Origin of the sequence: Solwaraspora sp. WMMD406 (assembly GCF_029626025.1) — a bacterium.
In the GTDB taxonomy this organism is placed as follows: domain Bacteria; phylum Actinomycetota; class Actinomycetes; order Mycobacteriales; family Micromonosporaceae; genus Micromonospora_E.
The window spans coordinates 2,985,159-3,001,852 of the sequence record NZ_JARUBF010000001.1 but is presented as its reverse complement, the minus strand read 5'-3'; the positions used below and the strand labels follow the sequence as shown (position 1 = coordinate 3,001,852).

General features: G+C 72.4%; 11 protein-coding genes and 1 pseudogene. 5 read left to right on the top strand and 7 right to left on the bottom strand.

Going from position 1 to position 16,694, the window contains the following annotated elements; all coding sequences use genetic code 11:
* Positions 1–72 precede the first annotated feature (72 nt).
* Entirely contained in the window at positions 73–1,497 is a 1,425-nt protein-coding gene (gene glnA, locus O7632_RS13490; RefSeq protein WP_278114497.1) for a type I glutamate--ammonia ligase, read from the top strand.
* A 132-nt stretch (positions 1,498–1,629) separates the two neighbouring features.
* Here the strand turns inward: glnA (O7632_RS13490) and mptB are convergent, their stop codons facing one another.
* From mptB to O7632_RS13475, 3 genes and pseudogenes are all read right to left on the bottom strand, one after another.
* Complete coding sequence (gene mptB / locus O7632_RS13485; protein ID WP_278114496.1) at positions 1,630–3,279, bottom strand: polyprenol phosphomannose-dependent alpha 1,6 mannosyltransferase MptB; 1,650 nt, start codon at positions 3,277–3,279, stop codon at positions 1,630–1,632.
* Positions 3,272–6,415 (bottom strand): bifunctional [glutamine synthetase] adenylyltransferase/[glutamine synthetase]-adenylyl-L-tyrosine phosphorylase, encoded by a 3,144-nt coding sequence (locus tag O7632_RS13480; protein ID WP_278114494.1) that lies wholly within the window; start codon positions 6,413–6,415, stop codon positions 3,272–3,274. The genes mptB and O7632_RS13480 overlap by 8 nt, the downstream gene beginning before the upstream one ends.
* Before the next feature lie 11 nt (positions 6,416–6,426).
* Positions 6,427–7,229: pseudogene (locus tag O7632_RS13475) on the bottom strand (type 1 glutamine amidotransferase).
* A 253-nt stretch (positions 7,230–7,482) separates the two neighbouring features.
* On the opposite strand from O7632_RS13475, the gene O7632_RS13470 reads away from it, so the two are divergent.
* Positions 7,483–8,358, top strand: coding sequence for an LD-carboxypeptidase (locus tag O7632_RS13470; protein WP_278120025.1), 876 nt, complete (start codon positions 7,483–7,485; stop codon positions 8,356–8,358).
* Positions 8,359–8,413: 55 nt separating this feature from the next.
* Here O7632_RS13470 and O7632_RS13465 read toward each other — a convergent pair whose 3' ends face one another.
* Positions 8,414–8,839: a DUF350 domain-containing protein gene (locus tag O7632_RS13465; protein ID WP_278114491.1), complete on the bottom strand. Its 426-nt coding sequence runs from the start codon at positions 8,837–8,839 to the stop codon at positions 8,414–8,416.
* A gap of 159 nt (positions 8,840–8,998) precedes the next feature.
* Positions 8,999–10,351 carry a type I glutamate--ammonia ligase gene (gene glnA / locus O7632_RS13460; protein WP_278114490.1) on the bottom strand — a complete coding sequence of 451 codons (1,353 nt, stop codon included), beginning with the start codon at positions 10,349–10,351 and terminating at the stop codon, positions 8,999–9,001.
* A gap of 281 nt (positions 10,352–10,632) precedes the next feature.
* Between glnA (O7632_RS13460) and O7632_RS13455 the strand changes: the two genes are divergently transcribed.
* The 3 genes from O7632_RS13455 (at position 10,633) to panB (ending at position 14,411) form a co-directional block, all read left to right on the top strand.
* A complete protein-coding gene (locus tag O7632_RS13455) occupies positions 10,633–11,481 on the top strand; it encodes a hypothetical protein (protein WP_278114489.1) in 849 nt (282 codons plus the stop codon).
* Between the two features lie 81 nt (positions 11,482–11,562).
* Entirely contained in the window at positions 11,563–13,365 is a 1,803-nt protein-coding gene (locus O7632_RS13450; protein WP_278114487.1) for an NAD+ synthase, read from the top strand.
* Positions 13,366–13,496: 131 nt separating this feature from the next.
* A complete protein-coding gene (gene panB / locus O7632_RS13445; protein ID WP_278114485.1) occupies positions 13,497–14,411 on the top strand; it encodes a 3-methyl-2-oxobutanoate hydroxymethyltransferase in 915 nt (304 codons plus the stop codon).
* Between the two features lie 34 nt (positions 14,412–14,445).
* On the opposite strand, the gene npdG is transcribed toward panB, so the two are convergent.
* Together npdG and O7632_RS13435 are read right to left on the bottom strand one after the other, a co-directional pair.
* Complete coding sequence (gene npdG / locus O7632_RS13440) at positions 14,446–15,141, bottom strand: NADPH-dependent F420 reductase (RefSeq protein WP_278114483.1); 696 nt, start codon at positions 15,139–15,141, stop codon at positions 14,446–14,448.
* Positions 15,142–15,167: 26 nt separating this feature from the next.
* The gene (locus O7632_RS13435; RefSeq protein WP_278114482.1) at positions 15,168–16,601 is read right to left on the bottom strand and encodes an RNB domain-containing ribonuclease; all 1,434 of its coding nucleotides are present in this window, start codon (positions 16,599–16,601) and stop codon (positions 15,168–15,170) included.
* Positions 16,602–16,694: the final 93 nt, after the last annotated feature.

Below are 16,694 nucleotides of genomic sequence, written 5' to 3'. Positions count from 1 at the left end.
CACCCCGGGGCAACCGCTCGGCCATAGCGTCGCGACCAGCATAGCCATCAGTGCGACGTGCCAGGAGGACGTGTGTTCGCCAATCCAGAGGAACTACTGCGGTACCTCAAAGACGAGGGCGTGAAATTCGTCGACGTACGCTTCTGCGACCTGCCCGGCGTGATGCAGCATTTCAACCTGCCGGTTGAGTCGGTCGACGAGGACATTTTCACCACCGGCCTCGCCTTCGACGGGTCTTCGATCCGTGGTTTCCAGGCGATCCACGAGTCGGACATGCTGCTGCTGCCGGATGTCGCCACAGCCTTCATCGACCCGTTCCGGATCGAGAAGACGCTGGCGCTCAACTTCTTCATCCACGACCCGTTCACCCGGGAAGCGTATTCGCGGGACCCGCGCAACGTGGCCAAGAAGGCCGAAGCCTACCTGGCCGCCAGCGGCATCGCCGACACCGCCTACTTCGGCCCCGAGGCGGAGTTCTACATCTTCGACTCGATCCGCCACGAGACCTCGGCGAACCAGGCCTACTACTACATCGACTCGATCGAAGGCGCCTGGAACACCGGCCGCGAGGAAGAAGGCGGCAACCGCGGCTACAAGACCGCGTACAAGGGCGGGTACTTCCCGGTGCCGCCGGTCGACCACTACGCCGACCTGCGGGACCAGATTGTGCGCAAGCTGATTGACACCGGCTTCACCGTGGAGCGCTCGCACCACGAGGTGGGCACCGCCGGGCAGGCCGAGATCAACTACAAGTTCTCCACCCTGCTGCACGCCGGTGACCAGCTGCAGCTGTTCAAGTACATCGTGAAGAACACCGCGTGGGCCGCCGGCAAGACCGCGACCTTCATGCCCAAGCCGCTGTTCGGCGACAACGGCTCCGGCATGCACACCCACCAGAGCCTGTGGCTCAACGGCGAGCCGCTGTTCTACGACGAGACCGGCTACGCGGGGCTGTCCGACACCGCCCGCTGGTACATCGGTGGTCTGCTGCACCACGCGCCGTCGCTGCTGGCCTTCACCAACCCGACGGTTAACTCGTACCGCCGGCTGGTGCCGGGCTTCGAAGCGCCGGTCAACCTGGTCTACTCGCAGCGTAACCGGTCCGCCTGCACCCGTATCCCGGTCACCGGCAGCAACGCCAAGGCCAAGCGGGTCGAGTTCCGGGTGCCGGACCCGTCGGCCAACGTCTACCTGGCCTTCTCGGCCATGCTGATGGCCGGGCTGGACGGCATCAAGAGCAAGATCGAGCCGCCGACGCCGATCGACAAGGACCTCTACGACCTGCCGCCGGAGGAGTGGGGCGACGTCAAGCAGGTACCGGGCTCGCTGCCGGCCGTGCTCGACTCCCTCGAGGCCGACCACGACTTCCTGCTGGAGGGCGGCGTCTTCACGCCGGACCTGATCTCCACCTGGGTGGAGTGGAAGCGCGCCAACGAGGTCGACCCGGTCCGCCTGCGGCCGACCCCGCACGAGTTCGCCATGTACTACGACTGCTGATCCAGTTGCCCCGAGGGGCGCGCTGAGCAGCTGAAACGGTAAGGCCGGACCTTTGCGGGTCCGGCCTTCGCCGTTTCCACCCGCCCGCCGCCAGCGCAGACACGGCGCGCGACGGCGCAGCGCAGCGATCGTTCAGCCGGCCGGACGTGGCCGGGCACGGTAGTGCCGCACCGCCCGCCACAGCCCGACGACGAGCAGCGCGCACATCGCGACCGTACCGGGGACCTTGGTCATCGCCGCGACTCCCGAACCGTCCGGCAGCACCAGAAAACAGCTGGCCGCCGCCGGCAGCAGGAACCACCGGGTGCGGTACGCGGTGGCGGCGAGCAACGCCAGCGGCCACACCAGATACCACGGGTAGAACACCGGGGCGGCCAGCACGGTCGCGGCCAGCCCCACTCCGGCCCCGTACACCGCCAGCCCCCGGTCACGAACCGGGACGTACCACGCGCCGCCCCGGCCGATCGGGCCGCGCCACCAGGGCACCGGTCCGCTGCCCCGCCACACCCACCACCACAGGGCCACCAGGAACACGGCGAGCAGCACCAGCGCCGCCAGCCGCGCGACGCCCACCGCCTGCGGCTCGCCGCCGACCGGCCGGGCCAGGTAGTCGACCAGCAGACCGACGGCGGTCGGCGGAGAGGTCCACTGTCGGGAGTCGCCGCTGCGGGTCAGCCCGGCCACCCAGCCCCACCCCGACCCGACCAGCAGCGACGTCGCCGCCACCGCTGCGACGACCCCGGACAGCACCGCCGCGCCGGCCCGCACCAGGGCGGCGGGGCGGCGCGCGCTGGTGACCGCCAGCACCACGGCGAACGGCACCACCACCAGTGCCGTCACCTTCACCGCCACCGCGAGGCCCAGCAGCACCCCGGCGGCCACCGGGACCAGGACCGACGCGCCGCGCACCAGCAGTCCGGCGGCTGCCTGCTCGCCGCTGGAGGCCGGCTCGCCGCTGGAGGCCGGCTCGCCCGTGACGGCCGGCTCGCCCGTGACGGCCGGCTCGCCCGTGACGGCCGGCTCGCCCGTGACGGCCGGCTCGCCCGTGACGGCCGCCGGCGCCGGCCGGGCGACGAGCAGCCACAGCCCGACAACCAGCAGGCCGACCATCACGGCGTCGTTGTGCGCGCCGGAGACCAGGTGCACCAGCACCACCGGACAGCCCAGCGTCAACCACAACGCCCGCCCACCCGGTAGGCCACAGCGCCGGGCCAGCCCGGGCAGGGCGAGCACGACCAGCACCAGACCGGCCACGGCCGCCGCACGGAGGATCAGCACCGTGCCGGTCAGACCCACCCCTGCGGCGACGGCGAGTCCCGCCAGCCAGATGAAGAGCGGACCGTACGGTGCCGGGGTGTCGCGCCACAGCGGGGCGACCGCGTCGAGCCACGGACAGCCCTGCCCGGCGACACCGGCGTACGGGTCCCCACCGGTGTGGTACGTCCACCCCTGGCAGGCGTACGAATAGACGTCCCGGCTGGCCAGCGGCGGGGCGACCAGCAACGGTGCCGCCCACAGCCCGATGGTGACGATCGCCCAACGCGTCGACGGCACGCCGTGCCGCGCCGACCACCACGCCCAGACCAGTACGGCGGTGCCGGCGGCCCAGGCGAGCACGCTGAGCACCCCGCGCCCGCTGGTGAAGACCGCCCAACCGGCGGCGGGCGGGTCGGGCGACGCGCCGCCGAGCACGGCGGCCAGCGCCAACCCGACCGCGCCGAGCAGTCCGGTCCAGCGGATGAGGCGATGCCGCGCGCCGGTGACGGGGGCGCCGTCAGGCACCGAGGACCCGTTCGGCCGCCGCCCGGCAGCGGCGGGCGGTCCGCAGGTAGTCGTCGAGGAACTGGCCGGCGTCAGCGCCACCGAGCAGGCGGACCACCCCGGCCAGCTCCGGTCCGTGCCGGGGCAACTGATCGCTGGCCCGTCCCCGGACCAGCATCAGAGCATCGCGGACCCGGGCGGCGAGGGTCCAGCCGGCCCGCAGCGCGGCGGCGTCGGCCGCGTCGATCAGCCCGGCGTCACGGGCGGCGGCCAGGGCGATCAGCGTACGAGTGTCGCGCAGCGCCGGTACGGCGTGTGCGTGCCGCAGCTGGGTCAGCTGCACCGCCCACTCCACGTCGGCCAGGCCGCCTCGACCGAGTTTGGTGTGGGTCGCCGGATCCGCGCCCCGGGGCAGCCGCTCGGTCTCCACCCGGACCTTGATCCGTCGGATCTCGACGACCTGTTCCCGGCTCAGCCCGTCGGCCGGATAGCGGACCGGGTCGGCGACGGCGAGGAACTCCCGGCCCAGTGCCGGATCACCGCAGACGAACCGGGCCCGAAGCAACGCCTGGGATTCCCAGACCCTCGACCAGCGGGCGTAGTACTGGGCGTACGCGGCGAGGCTTCGCACCAGCGGTCCTTGCCGACCTTCGGGACGCAGGTCGGCGTCGACGCCCAGCGGCGGGTCCGGGGCCGGCATGCCAAGCAACCGGCGCAGTTCCTCGGCGATCGCCCGCGCCGCCGCGCTGGCCTGGTCGTCGGCGACGCCGGGCGGGTGATCGTAGACGAACAGCACGTCCGCGTCAGACGAGTAACTCATCTCGTAGCCGCCGAGGCGCCCCATCCCGACGATCGCGAAACGCAGTCCCGGCGGTGGCGGCACGGTGGCGACCGCCACCCGCAGCGCGGCGGCGAGGGTAGCGTCGGTGACCGCGCTGAGGGCGGCGCCGACGACGGTGACATCGATGCCGTCGGCGGCGGCCGGACCGCCGCCGACGGCATCGGCGGCATCGCCGGTCGAGGTCGGGCGGGTCGGGGCCAGCGCACCGGCGCGACTGAGGACGTCGGCGCAGGCCAGCCGGAGCAGCTCCCGGCGTCGGAGGGCACGCACCGCCCGGACGGCCTTGATCGGATCGGGTGGCTCGCCGCCGCCGGAACCCAGATGTCGGGCTGCCGCGGCGGCGAACCCGTCGCAGAGAACGCCGGCGTCGCGGGGTGCGAGTTCGGTGTCGGAGGCGAGCATGCGCAGCGCCTCCGGCTCGCGGGCCAGCAGGTCGGCGGCGTACCGGGACAGGCCGAGGGTACGGGCGAGCCGGCCGGCGACCGGGCCTTCGTCGCGCAACAACCGCAGATACCAGGGGGTGCTGCCCAGCTTGTCGGAGACCTGACGGTAGCTGAGCAGGCCACGGTCGGGTTCCGGGGCGTCGGCGAACTCCTGCAGCAGCACCGGCAGCAGGGTGCGTTGGATGGCGGCGGTCCGGGAGACCCCGCCGGTGAGCGCCTCCAGGTGCCGCAGCGCGCCGGCGGGATCGGCGAAGCCGAGCACTTCGAGGCGGCGGCGGGCCGCCTGCGGGGTCATCCGCAGCGATTCGGCCGGCACCCGGGCGACGGACTCCAGCAGCGGCCGGTAGAGCAGCTTGGCGTGCAGCCGCCGTACCTCGGTGGCGTGGCTGACCCAGTCGGCGCGGAACGCCTCGACGGCGGCGCGGCCCGGCAGCGCCGTGTAGCCCAGGGCGTGGGCCAGCCACCGGACCCCGGCCGGGTCGGCCGGCACGGTGTGCGTACGGCGCAGGCCTTGCAGTTGCAGCCGGTGTTCGACGCCGCGCAGGAAGCGGTAGCCGCGCAGCAGCGCTTCGCCGTCGGCGCGGCCGACGTAGCCGCCGGCGACCAAGGCCCGTAACGCGGGCAGGGTGCCCGGTGTCCGGAGGGTTTCGTCGACCCGCCCGTGCACCAGCTGCAGCAACTGGACGGCGAACTCGATGTCGCGCAGCCCGCCGGGTCCCCGTTTGATCTCGCGTTCCAGCTCACGGGGCGGAACGTTGTCGATGATCCGACGGCGCATGGCCCGGACGTCGTCGACCGCCTCGGGGCGTTCGGCGGCGTGCCACACCAGTGGGGCGAGCAGCCGGATCCACTCCCGGGCCAGGTCCGTGTCACCCGCCGCCGGGCGGGCCTTGAGCAGCGCCTGGAATTCCCAGGTACGGGCCCATCGCTGGTAGTAGGCGAGATGGCTGGCCAGGGTCCGGACCAGTGGCCCCCGGTTGCCTTCGGGGCGCAGTGCCGCGTCCACCGGCCACGCCACCAGCCCGCAGATGTGGATCAGCCGGGTCGCCACGGTGGTCCCGGCGGCCAGGTCGGCGTCCTCGGCCGCGACGAAGATGACGTCGACGTCGGAGACGTAGTTGAGTTCGCCGCCACCACACTTGCCCATCGCCACCACCGCCAGTCGCGGCGGGGTGGTGCCGGCGGGCAGTTCGCTGACCGCGATGTCGTAGGCGGCGCCGAGGGTCGCGTCGGCCAACGCGGACAGGGCCGCCATCGTCTGCTCGAGGCCGCGTCCGCCGGTCAGGTCGGCGGCGGCGATCCGCAGCAGGGCCAACCGGTACGCCCGGCGCAGCGCAGCGATCGCCGGCGTCCCGACCTCGTCGCCGGCACCGAGGTCGAGACTGCCATCGGCGGTGGGGGCGACCCCGTTGTGTCCGGTGGCGAGCTGCTGCCACTGGTCGGGGTTGGCGACCAAATGGTCGCCCAGGCTGGAGGAGGCGCCGAGGACGGCGATCAGCCGGCGGCGCAGCCCCGGGTCGGCGTGCAGGGCGGTGAGCACCGTGGTCTCGTCGCCCGGTCCGTCCGTAGCTCGTCCGTCCGTCGGCGGTCGCGGGCCGAAGGCCCGTCGACCGCCGTTGGTGGCGCCGGCGCCGGCCCGCTGATGAGCCTCGACCAGCCGGTGCAGTTGCCGCAGGGCGAGGTCGGGGTCGGCGGCCCGGGACAGCGCGGCGAGCAGTTCGGCCGCCGCCTCGTCGACCGGCTGTTGGCTGTCCGGGTCCCACAGCCGCAGTCCGTCCGGGCCGAGGAGCTCGCCGGCCCGGACGGTGTCGCCGCCGCTGATGTCGAAGCCGTATCGGGCGAGGCGGCCGCTGGCTCTGGTCGGTCTGGTCATCGCCGGACCGCCTAGCTGCCGAGCAGTGGCAGGGTCCGGGGCAGATCCGGTGTCTGCAGCTGTCCCAGCGCCAGCGCGGCGAACCGGGCGGCGAACGGCTGCCACACGTCCTCGATCTCCCCCAGCACCTCGACGCACGCCCCGACCACGACGTCGGCGGGCAGCCGCAATTCGGCCAGCACGGTGGAACCGGCGGCCCAGGTAGCGATCATGTCCGCGTCGCATTCGATGTGGAACTGCAGCCCCCAGGCCCTGTCCCCCAAGCGAAACGCCTGATGCGGATAGTGGGTGGAGGCGGCCAGCAGGACGGCGCCGCGCGGCAGTTCGGTGATCTCGTCGACATGCCACTGCAGCACGTCGGGCGCGAGGGGGACGTAGCGGAACAGCGGGTCGGTGCCGGCGGCGTCGCGCTTCCCGACCAGGGTCGGGCCGATCTCGGGACCGGCCGCGCTGCGCTCGACCGTACCGGCGTGGGCGGTGGCGAGCAGCTGTGCGCCGAGCCCGATGGCGAGGGTGGGCAGCCGGGTGCGGACCGCCTTGCGCAGCAGCGCCTCCAGCTCGGCGAACCAGTGGGTGGTCTCGGTGGTCTCGGTGGTGTCGCCGCCGGCCGGTGCGGCGGTGACGTGCTGGCGGCCGCCGAGCACGACCAGCGCGGCGTACCCGGCCAGATCGGCGGGGACCGGATCTTCGGCGTACGGGCGGCGTACCTCAGCCGACAGGCCGGCTTCGGTGAGCCACTGCCCCAGCCGACACAGGTCGTCGGTCGGGTCGTTTTCGATCACCAGCGCGTTGCCCACCCGTCGAGGCTATCCAATCGCGTGCGCCGCCGAGCCCGGGTGGTACCGACCCGCTGCGGGCCGCGTACTCGTAGGATCGTCCGGCAGACCGGCCTAGGCTTGGTCGACGTGACGCGAAACGCCGCAGGACCGGCAGACCGAAACGCCGCAGGACCGGCAGACCGAAACGCCGCAGGACCGGCAGACCGAAACGCCGCAGGACCGGCAGACACCGCCGGACCGGCAGACGAGGTGCGGCGACCGCCGGCGCTGCGTCCCGGCGACGAGGTCATGGTGGTGTCGCCGGCGGGACCGGTCGCGCGGGAGCCGGTCGAGCGCGGAATGCGGCTGCTGGCCAGCTGGGGCCTGCGTCCCCGGATCGGCCGGCACGCCTTCGCCCGGCACGGCTACCTGGCCGGCGACGACCGGCAGCGGGCCGCCGACCTCAACGAGGCGTTCACCGATCCGGCCGTACGCGGGGTGATCTGCTCCCGGGGTGGCTACGGTTCGCAGCGGATCGTCGACCTGCTCGACCTGGCCGCCGTACGCCGGGATCCGGTGGTCGTCTGCGGCTACTCCGACATCACCGCGCTGCAGCTGGCGCTCTGGCGGGGTGCCCGGCTGGCGACGGTGCACGGGCCGGTGGCGGCCTGGCGCGACGACCGGACACCAGCGGTGTCCGCCGAGTCGCTGCGGGCCGTGCTGACCCGGCCCCAGGCGGCGGTGGTGCACCGGTCACCGGACGAGTCGAGCGCGCCGGTGCTGGTGCCGGGCCGGGCGAGCGGCCGGTTGCTCGGGGGCAACCTGAATCTGCTGGCCGCCTCGGCCGGCACCGCCGACCTGCCCGACCTGACCGGCGCGATCCTGCTGCTCGAGGAGATCGGCGAGGCGCCGTACCGGATCGACCGGATGCTCACCCAGCTGCGGCGCGCCGGCGCGCTGGACGGGGTGGCCGGGGTGGCGCTGGGCCAGTTCACCGACTGCGCCGACCAGTACGGGGTGCCGGTCGCGCAGGTGCTGGCCGAACGGCTGGGCGATCTCGGCGTACCCGTGCTCGGCGGGTTGTCGATCGGGCACGGCCAGGCACCTCGGACGGTCGGTCTCGGGGTACCGGCCGTCCTGGACACCGCCGCGGGTACGTTGACCGTGGCCGCGCCGGTCCGCTGACCCGCCCGCCGCCCGCCGCTGGCGGCGGCGGGCGGACGGACGGCCACGGCGGTCGTCAGGCGATACAGGCGCAGACGATGAGCGCGGCGCCGAAGTGCGACGCGGCGCTGACCCGAGCGGCGGGGTGCGGCTCGTCGGAGCAGATCACCGCGCCGAGCCGGCCGGGGGTGAGCCAGTCGAGTACGGCGAAAGCCAGTGCCATGATACCGAGCCCGATCAGTCCGAACAGGACAGTAGAGGCGAGACCTTTGGCGAACGACGGGTAGCTGGTCATGATCGCGGTGAACACGATGGCGGCGACGCCGAGTTGGTTCGCGGCGAGCAGCAACGCCGCGTTACCGTTGCGTTGCACCCAGATCAGATCTCGCAGCTTGCCCGGGGTGAGCCAGTCGACCACCAGGAACCCTGCGGCCATCAGGGCGACACCGACCGCTCCGAACACGATGCTCTGCCAGGCTCCGGTGAACAGATCCTCTACCACGCCACGTCCCTCCACTGTCCGCGCCGGGTTCGGCGACGACGTCGGGTGGGACGATAGCGCGAGCGTGCCAGTGGGTCGTCACCCCGGGACGGCGGCCGCGTCCCGGGGTGGATTCGGCGGGCGCCGAGCCGGGTCGCCGCCCGGACGGTGCCGTGCCGCCTATAGGGCGCCGAGGTAGCGGCGACGCTCGTACGGGGTGACCTCGCGGCGGTACTGCTCCCACTCGGACTGCTTGTTGCGCAGGAAGAAGTCGAAGACGTGCTCGCCGAGCACCTCGGCGATCAGTTCGGACTTCGCCATCACCTCGATCGCCTCGGAGAGGTTCTCCGGCAACGACTCGTACCCCATGGCCTTGCGTTCGGCCGCGGACAGCGCCGACACGTCGTCCTCGGCGCCGGGCGGCAACTCGTAGCCCTCTTCGATGCCCTTGAGGCCGGCGCCGAGCATCACCGCGAACGCCAGGTACGGGTTGGTCGCCGAGTCCAGCGAGCGGACCTCGACGCGGGCCGAGTTGGGTTTGCCGTACGCCGGCACCCGTACCAGCGCGGAGCGGTTGAGGTGCCCCCAGCACACGTACGCCGGGGATTCGGTGATCCGGTCGGGCAGTGCCTGCGGGAACAGCCGCTTGTAGGAGTTGACCCACTGGTTGGTGACGGCGGTGTACTCGCGGGCGTGCACCAGCAGGCCGGCGATGAACGCCTTGGCGACCTTGGAGATCTTCATCGGGTCGCTGGCGTCGTGGAACGCGTTGCGTTCGCCTTCGAACAGCGACAGGTGGGTGTGCATCCCGCTGCCCGGCTGGTCGGTGAAGGGCTTGGGCATGAAGGTCGCGGCGACGCCGTGCGACAGGGCGACCTCCTTGACCACGTGCCGGAACGTCATGATGTTGTCGGCGGTGGTCAGCGCGTCGGCGTAGCGCAGGTCGATCTCCTGCTGGCCGGGGGCCACCTCGTGGTGGCTGAACTCGACGGAGATCCCGATGCGCTCCAGGGCGAGGACCGCTTGGCGACGGAAGTCGCGGGCCACCGCGTGGGTGGTGTGGTCGAAGTAGCCGCCGGAGTCGACCGGCACCGGCGTGGAGCCGTCGGTCGGACTGTTCTCCAGCAGGAAGAACTCGATCTCCGGATGGGTGTAGAAGGTGAAGCCCTTGTCCGCTGCCCGCGACAACGCCCGCCGTAGGACGTGCCGTGGGTCGGCCCAGGAGGGGGTGCCGTCGGGGAGCAGGATGTCGCAGAACATCCGGGCGCTCTCACCGCTGACGCCACCCTCGAAGGGGAATACCTGAAAAGTGGTGGGATCCGGCATGGCGACCATGTCGGACTCGAAGACCCGGGCGAACCCTTCGATCGCCGATCCGTCGAAGCCGATGCCTTCTTCGAATGCCGCCTCCAGCTCAGCCGGCGCGACCGATACGCTCTTGAGCGTGCCGAGCACGTCGGTGAACCACAACCGAACGAAACGGATGTCGCGCTCTTCCAGAGTGCGGAGCACGAACTCCTGCTGACGGTCCACGTCTACCCCTCGTGACACTGGTCTGCCCGGACCGGTTCCATTCTCCGCGCTGCTGCCCTCCAGCGCAGGACCAGGCGCTTCGGCTCCCACCTGGGCTGCCCAGTCTTTCCCGACCTCGTTACACCGACGTTACGGGACCACTCCGGCCACCGACCTGGCGGGGCCAGGGCACAACCCGTCCGGTTCAGCAGCGTTAGTCCCAAGCGTTACGAAAGGGGATATTAATGCACCATCACCAGGGCACGCCGATACCAACCCGTACGGTCACCGGATGGTCTGCGGTGACCAGGTACGCGGTGAGCCGGTCCGCCCTCGGCGGGGGTCTGGCCGCCGGACTGATGGTCGGCACCGTCATCGGCGTCCCCACCGACGGCCAGGTCGACCCGGTCGCGGTCACCGGCGCGGGACGCATCACCGCATCGGAGTCCATTACCGGTCGACCGGAGTCCACCACCGGTCGACCGGAATCCGTCACCGGTCAACCGGATCTCGGCGACGTCCTGCTCGGCCCGGCCGACCTGCCTGCGGGTTACCACCTCGCCGGCCGGTACCTCGGCCTCGACCGACCGGCGCCCGGCGAAGCGACGATTCCGCACCGCTGCCGGTGGCTGTTCGAACGGCCGTGGCAGATCGCCACCGCCGACGCGCCGACGGACACCCGCGACCAGGTCGTCGCCCACCACGTCGCGGCCGACACCGGCGCGGTGCTGCGCCAGTCGCTGACCGTCCTCGACCCGGCCGAGGCGGCCGTCGCCGTCGAAGAGATCCGTACCGCCGCGGACAGTTGTACGGGTTTCCCGGCGACGCTCGACGACGGCAGCCCGGTGTCGGTCCGGGCGCACCGGCTCGACCGGGTTCCCGACGGCACCGCCACGTCGTGGTCGCTGCTGTTGAGTGTCACCACGCCCGGTGCCGCCGCAGGTGGACCCCCGCCGCAGGCGGGCTACCTCGCGGTGATCGGCATCGGCGGCGTCCTGGCCACCGTGCGCCATCTGGGCCCGATCGGCACGGTGACCCCCCGCGACGCCGCCCAGGTGCTGACCCGGGCGGCCGCCAAGGTGGATCCGGCCGCGCCACTGTTGCGCCCGGCCACCGCGACGGGCGACCGGCCCGACACCACCGGCCCGTGACCGCGACCGGTCCACGCCGGTGTCGATGATCGCCGGGCGACACCTGGATTGGCCCGGCACCGGCTAGGAGAAGATAACGACATGCCGACGTTGCGCATCGCCCTCGCCCAGGTCAACCCCACCGTTGGCGACCTGCCGGGAAACGCCCGGTTGGTCCGCGACTTCACCCGCGCGGCGGTGGAGGCCGGCGGTCAGCTGATCGTCTTCCCCGAGATGGTGCTCACCGGTTATCCGGTGGAGGATCTGGTGTTCCGGGAGTCGTTCGTCACCGCGTCCCGCGAGGGTCTGCACCGGCTGGCCGCCGACCTGGCCACCGATGGTTTCGCGGACCTACCGGTGCTGGTCGGCTACTTGGACGCGGACGGACCGGCCGCGCTCAGCGCCGAGGCGGATCCGAGCCGGGGGCCGCGTAACGCGCTCGCCCTGCTGCACGGCGGTACGGTGGCCGCCACCTACTTCAAGCATCATCTGCCCAACTACGGTGTCTTCGACGAGGACCGCTATTTCGTGCCCGGCTCGGCGTTGACCGTCGTACGGGTCGGCGGGGTCGACGTCGCGTTGACCATCTGCGAAGACCTGTGGCAGGCCGGCGGTCCGTTCGCCGCCGCCCGCCGAGCCGGCGTCGGTCTGGTGGTGACGGTCAACGGGTCGCCGTACGAGCTGGACAAGGACGACGCCCGGCTGCCGCTGGTCCGCCGCCGGGCCGCCGAGGCCGGCGCCACCGTGGCGTACGTGAACCTGGTGGGCGGCCAGGACGAGCTCGTATTCGACGGCGACTCGATGATCGTGTCCGCTTCCGGCGAGCTGCTCGCCCGCGCGCCCCAGTTCGTCGAACACCTGCTGCTGCACGATCTGGACCTGCCGGCCGCCGACGACCCCGTACCGACGCCGGCTCCGGGATCACAGACCGGCACCGCCGGCCCGCCCGCCGACCCGATGGGCATCGACCGGGTGAGCGTCAGCGGGCCGCTGCCCGCACCGATCGGGGAGCCGGCGGACGCCGGGATCGCCGAACCGCTCACCGCCGAAGCGGAGATCTGGTCCGCGTTGGTGCTCGGCCTGCGTGACTACGTACGCAAGAACGGTTTCTCCTCGGTGGTGCTCGGCCTGTCCGGCGGGATCGACTCGTCGGTGGTCGCCGCGATCGCGGTCGACGCGCTCGGTGCCGACAACGTCGTCGGGGTGTCGCTGCCCAGCCAGTTCTCGTCCGAGCATTCCCGCTCCGACGCCGCCGAGCTGGCCAAACGGGCCGGCCTGGACTACCGGGTCGAGCCGATCCAGCCGATGGTCGACCCGTTCCTGGCCAACATCTCGCTGTCCGGGCTCGCGGTGGAGAATCTCCAGGCCCGGGTACGGGGAGTGATCCTGATGGCGCTGTCTAACCAGGAGGGGCACCTGGTGCTCACCACCGGCAACAAGAGCGAGTTGGCGGTGGGCTACTCCACCCTCTACGGCGACTCGGTCGGCGGGTTCAACCCGATCAAGGACGTATGGAAGACCCTGGTCTGGAAGCTCGCCCGGTGGCGCAACGACGACGAGACCCGCCGGGGCGGCGAGCCGCCGATCCCGGAGAACTCGATCAGCAAACCGCCCAGCGCGGAGCTGCGGCCCGGTCAGCTGGACACCGACTCCCTGCCCGACTACGGGGTGCTGGATCAGGTGCTCACCGGCTACATCGACGGTGACTCCGGCCGCGACGACCTGGTCGCCGCCGGATACGACGCCACGCTCGTCGACCGGGTGCTGCGGATGGTCGACCTGGCGGAGTACAAGCGGCGGCAGTCCGCACCCGGCACCAAGATATCGATCAAGGCGTTCGGACGGGATCGGCGGCTACCGATCACCAACCGCTGGCGCGAGCCGGGCGACCGTCCGACCCGGTGAGCCGACCGCCGGGTGCGCCGAGGTTGTGAATTCCTGCACTGAAGTCTCCGCACACCCGTACCGGCGGTGGCACCATCGGTGACGTACCCCGGGGACCGCGACCGCGGCCACGAGGGTGAGAGGAGACGATGATGTCCCGTTCCATGCCTACCGCCAGCCCGCCCGAACAGCCGGCCGAGACCGGCGGACCAACCGAGACCGGCGGGCCGGGCGGGGCCGGCGAGGCGACCGCGCTGTACGGCGGACCGGTGAGCCGCCGGGTCCGTACCCGTGATCTGATCGCCGCCAAGGAGCGCGGCGAACGCTGGGCGATGCTGACCTCGTACGACCAGTACACCGCCGCCATCTTCGACCAGGCGGGCATCCCGGTGCTGCTGGTCGGCGACTCGGCGGCCAACAACGTCTTCGGCCACGAGACCACCGTGCCGATCACCGTCGACGAGCTCCTCCCCCTGGTCCGGGCGGTGGTCCGGGCCACCCGGGGTGCGCTGGTCGTGGGCGACCTGCCCTTCGGCTCCTACGAGGAAGGGCCGACGCAGGCGCTGCGCACCGCCGTCCGGTTCATGAAGGAAGGCGGCTGCGGCGCGGTCAAACTCGAAGGCGGCCGTCGGGTCGCCGACCAGATCGCCGCGCTGACCGGTGCCGGCATCCCGGTGATGGCACACGTCGGGTTCACCCCGCAGCGCGAACACACCATCGGCGGTTACCGGGTGCAGGGCCGGGGCGACGCCGCCGACGAGGTGCTCGCCGACGCCCAGGCGGTGACGGAAGCCGGGGCGTTCGCGGTGGTGCTGGAGATGGTGCCCGGTGTCGTCGCCAAACGGGTCACCCACGATCTGTCGATCCCGACGATCGGCATCGGCGCCGGCCCGGAGACCGACGCGCAGGTGCTGGTCTGGCAGGACATGGCCGGGCTGCGGTCGGGCCCGATGCCCCGGTTCGTCAAGACCTACGCCGACCTGGCCGGGGTGCTCGGCGACGCCACCCGACGGTTCGCCGACGAGGTACGCGCCGGCGAGTTCCCCGCCGCTCGACACACGTTCTGATCCACGCCGATCCGGGCACGCCGGGGTACGGCGGTCACAGGTCGGTGACCCGTACCCCGGTGTGGGCCTTGTACCGCCGGTTGATGGCGATCAGGTTGGCGGTGAACGCCTCGATCTGGTGGGCGTTGCGCAGCCGTCCGGCGTAGACGCCGCGCATCCCCGGGATCCGCCCGGCGAGCGCGGCGACCACCCCGACGGCCTCACGGTCCTCGCCGCAGATCAGCACGTCGAGGTCGATCCACTCGATCGTCGGGTCGGCCAGCAGTGGGGCGCTGACGTGGTTGAACGCCGCGCAGACCCGGGATTCGGGCAGCAGACCGGCCGCCTGCTGGACGGCGCTGCCCTCCGGCACGGCCAGCGCGTACGGGCCCTGCTTGTCGAACCCGAGCGGGTTGACGCAGTCCACGACGATCTTGCCGCGCAGCGGGTCGGCGAGCGCCGCCACGGTCGCCTCGTGTCCTTCCCACGGCACCGCGATCACGACGACGTCGGACCCGGTGGCGACCTGGTCGTTGCCGCCGCCGGTGATGCCGCCCGCCGGCACGCCCGGCAGCGCGGCGATCTCCTCGGCGACGGCCGCCGCCCGGGACGCGTCCCGCGAACCGATCAGGACCCGCTGGCCGGCCAGAGCGAACCGGTAAGCAAGGCCACGGCCCTGGTCGCCGGTGCCACCGATGATGCCGACCGTCAGGTCGGACACGTCCGGCAGTGTGCTGGCGTCGTATCCCATTCGGCCATCCTCGCTCACCGCCACGGTCACTCACCGGCCGGGTACCGGAACAGCACCTGTCGGGTGGCCGGGTCAGCGGTGATCAGGCGTACCGTTACCCGCTCCCCGACCGGCAGATCGCCGGTGCAGCGGGCGAGCACCGCCGGGTCGTCGAGGGCGACGGTGCCGCGCGGCGGGCGGTTCGCGGTCCCCGGCACGGCGTCGAGCACGGCGGCGTCGAACTCCTCACCGACGCGGTGCCGCAGCAGTACCGCCTCGGTGAGGTCGACGGCCGCCCGGGCAGCGGTCGACGCGATCCGATCGGTGCCCGCCATCACCTCCGGTAGTCGGGGTAGCGCGTCCCGTACCCAGGCCGGTGTCTCCCGCCCAGCGACCGCCGCCAGGCACACCTCGGCGGCGTACCGGTCGGCCAGCCGGCGCAACGGGGCGGTGACGTGGGCGTACGGCGCGCCGACTCCGCCGTGGCCGGGGTCCGCCGGTGGCGCGCCGTCGAAGGCCGTGTAGCGGGCTCCGCGCAGTAGCTCGGTGGCGTGGTCGAGGAACGCCGCGCCACGCGGTCGCGCCGGGTCGACGCCAGCGGTCACCGTACCGATCGCCGCACCCGGCGGCCACCAGATGCCGAGGGCGTGCGCGGCGGCCCGGAGCCGCTCGACCGCGGCCGGTTCCGGTGCCGGCATTGTCCGCAGCAGGCCGATCCCGGCGCGCAGCATGATGTCGGCGGCGGCCATGCCGGTCAGCAGGGAGATCTGGGCGTTGTGCTCTTCGATCCGCAGCGCAGGTCGGAGCACCAGCCGCCACCCGTCGCCGTCGGGTACGACGTCCTGCTCGGGCAGCGGCAGCGTGACCGCGCCCCGCGCGACCGCCCCGGCCAGCAGCAGTTCGCCGATCTCCGGAAGCAGTTCGATCGGTTCGGCGGGTGTGCCGGCGGCATGTGCGGCAGCCACCCGCTGGTAGTCGAGCTGGGCGCGGCTGCGGATCCGGGCCCGGCACAGCTCGGTGTTGGTCAGCGCCCCGCCGCCGTCGAGGTCGAGGGTCCAGACGACGGCCGGCCGTTCGGCGTCGGGCAGCAGACTCGCCGCTCCTTCGCTGATGCTGGCCGGGTGCAGCGGGACGCGGCCGTCGGGCAGGTAGATGGTCTGCCCGCGCCGCCAGGTCTCGACCCGTAGCGCTCCGTCGACCGGAACGAACGGCGTGACGTCGGCGATGGCGTAGTAGAGGCGGTATCCGTCGCCGCGTCGGCGCAGGCACATCGCCTGGTCCAGGTCGCGGGAACCGGGCGGGTCGACGGTGACGAACGGGATGTCGGTGTGGTCGGCACGGTCGGTGTCGCGTAGGCGGACGCGGGCTGCCGCCTCGTCTGCTTCGCGTTGCGCGGCGGGCAGGAACCCGTCGGGGAGTTCCAGTTCCCGGCGCAGCGCGGCGAAGTCAATCCGGGGCGCGTTGAGGCGACGAACTGGCACGGCCTATTCCTAGCAGCAGGAAGCCAGCCGTGTCGCGTCAGCTCGTCGGCGGCGGCCCGGCACCGATCGGCCGGGCCGCCCCCGGAGCGGTCA

Bases quoted from the DNA above. Each gene is read 5' to 3' on its own strand.
- panB (WP_278114485.1), top strand. From the start codon at position 13,497: ATGTCCCGTTCCATGCCTACCGCCAGCCCGCCCGAACAGCCGGCCGAG.
- O7632_RS13470 (WP_278120025.1), top strand. From the start codon at position 7,483: ATGGTGGTGTCGCCGGCGGGACCGGTCGCGCGGGAGCCGGTCGAGCGC.
- npdG (WP_278114483.1), bottom strand. From the start codon at position 15,141: ATGGGATACGACGCCAGCACACTGCCGGACGTGTCCGACCTGACGGTC.
- O7632_RS13450 (WP_278114487.1), top strand. From the start codon at position 11,563: ATGCCGACGTTGCGCATCGCCCTCGCCCAGGTCAACCCCACCGTTGGC.
- O7632_RS13480 (WP_278114494.1), bottom strand. From the start codon at position 6,415: ATGACCAGACCGACCAGAGCCAGCGGCCGCCTCGCCCGATACGGCTTC.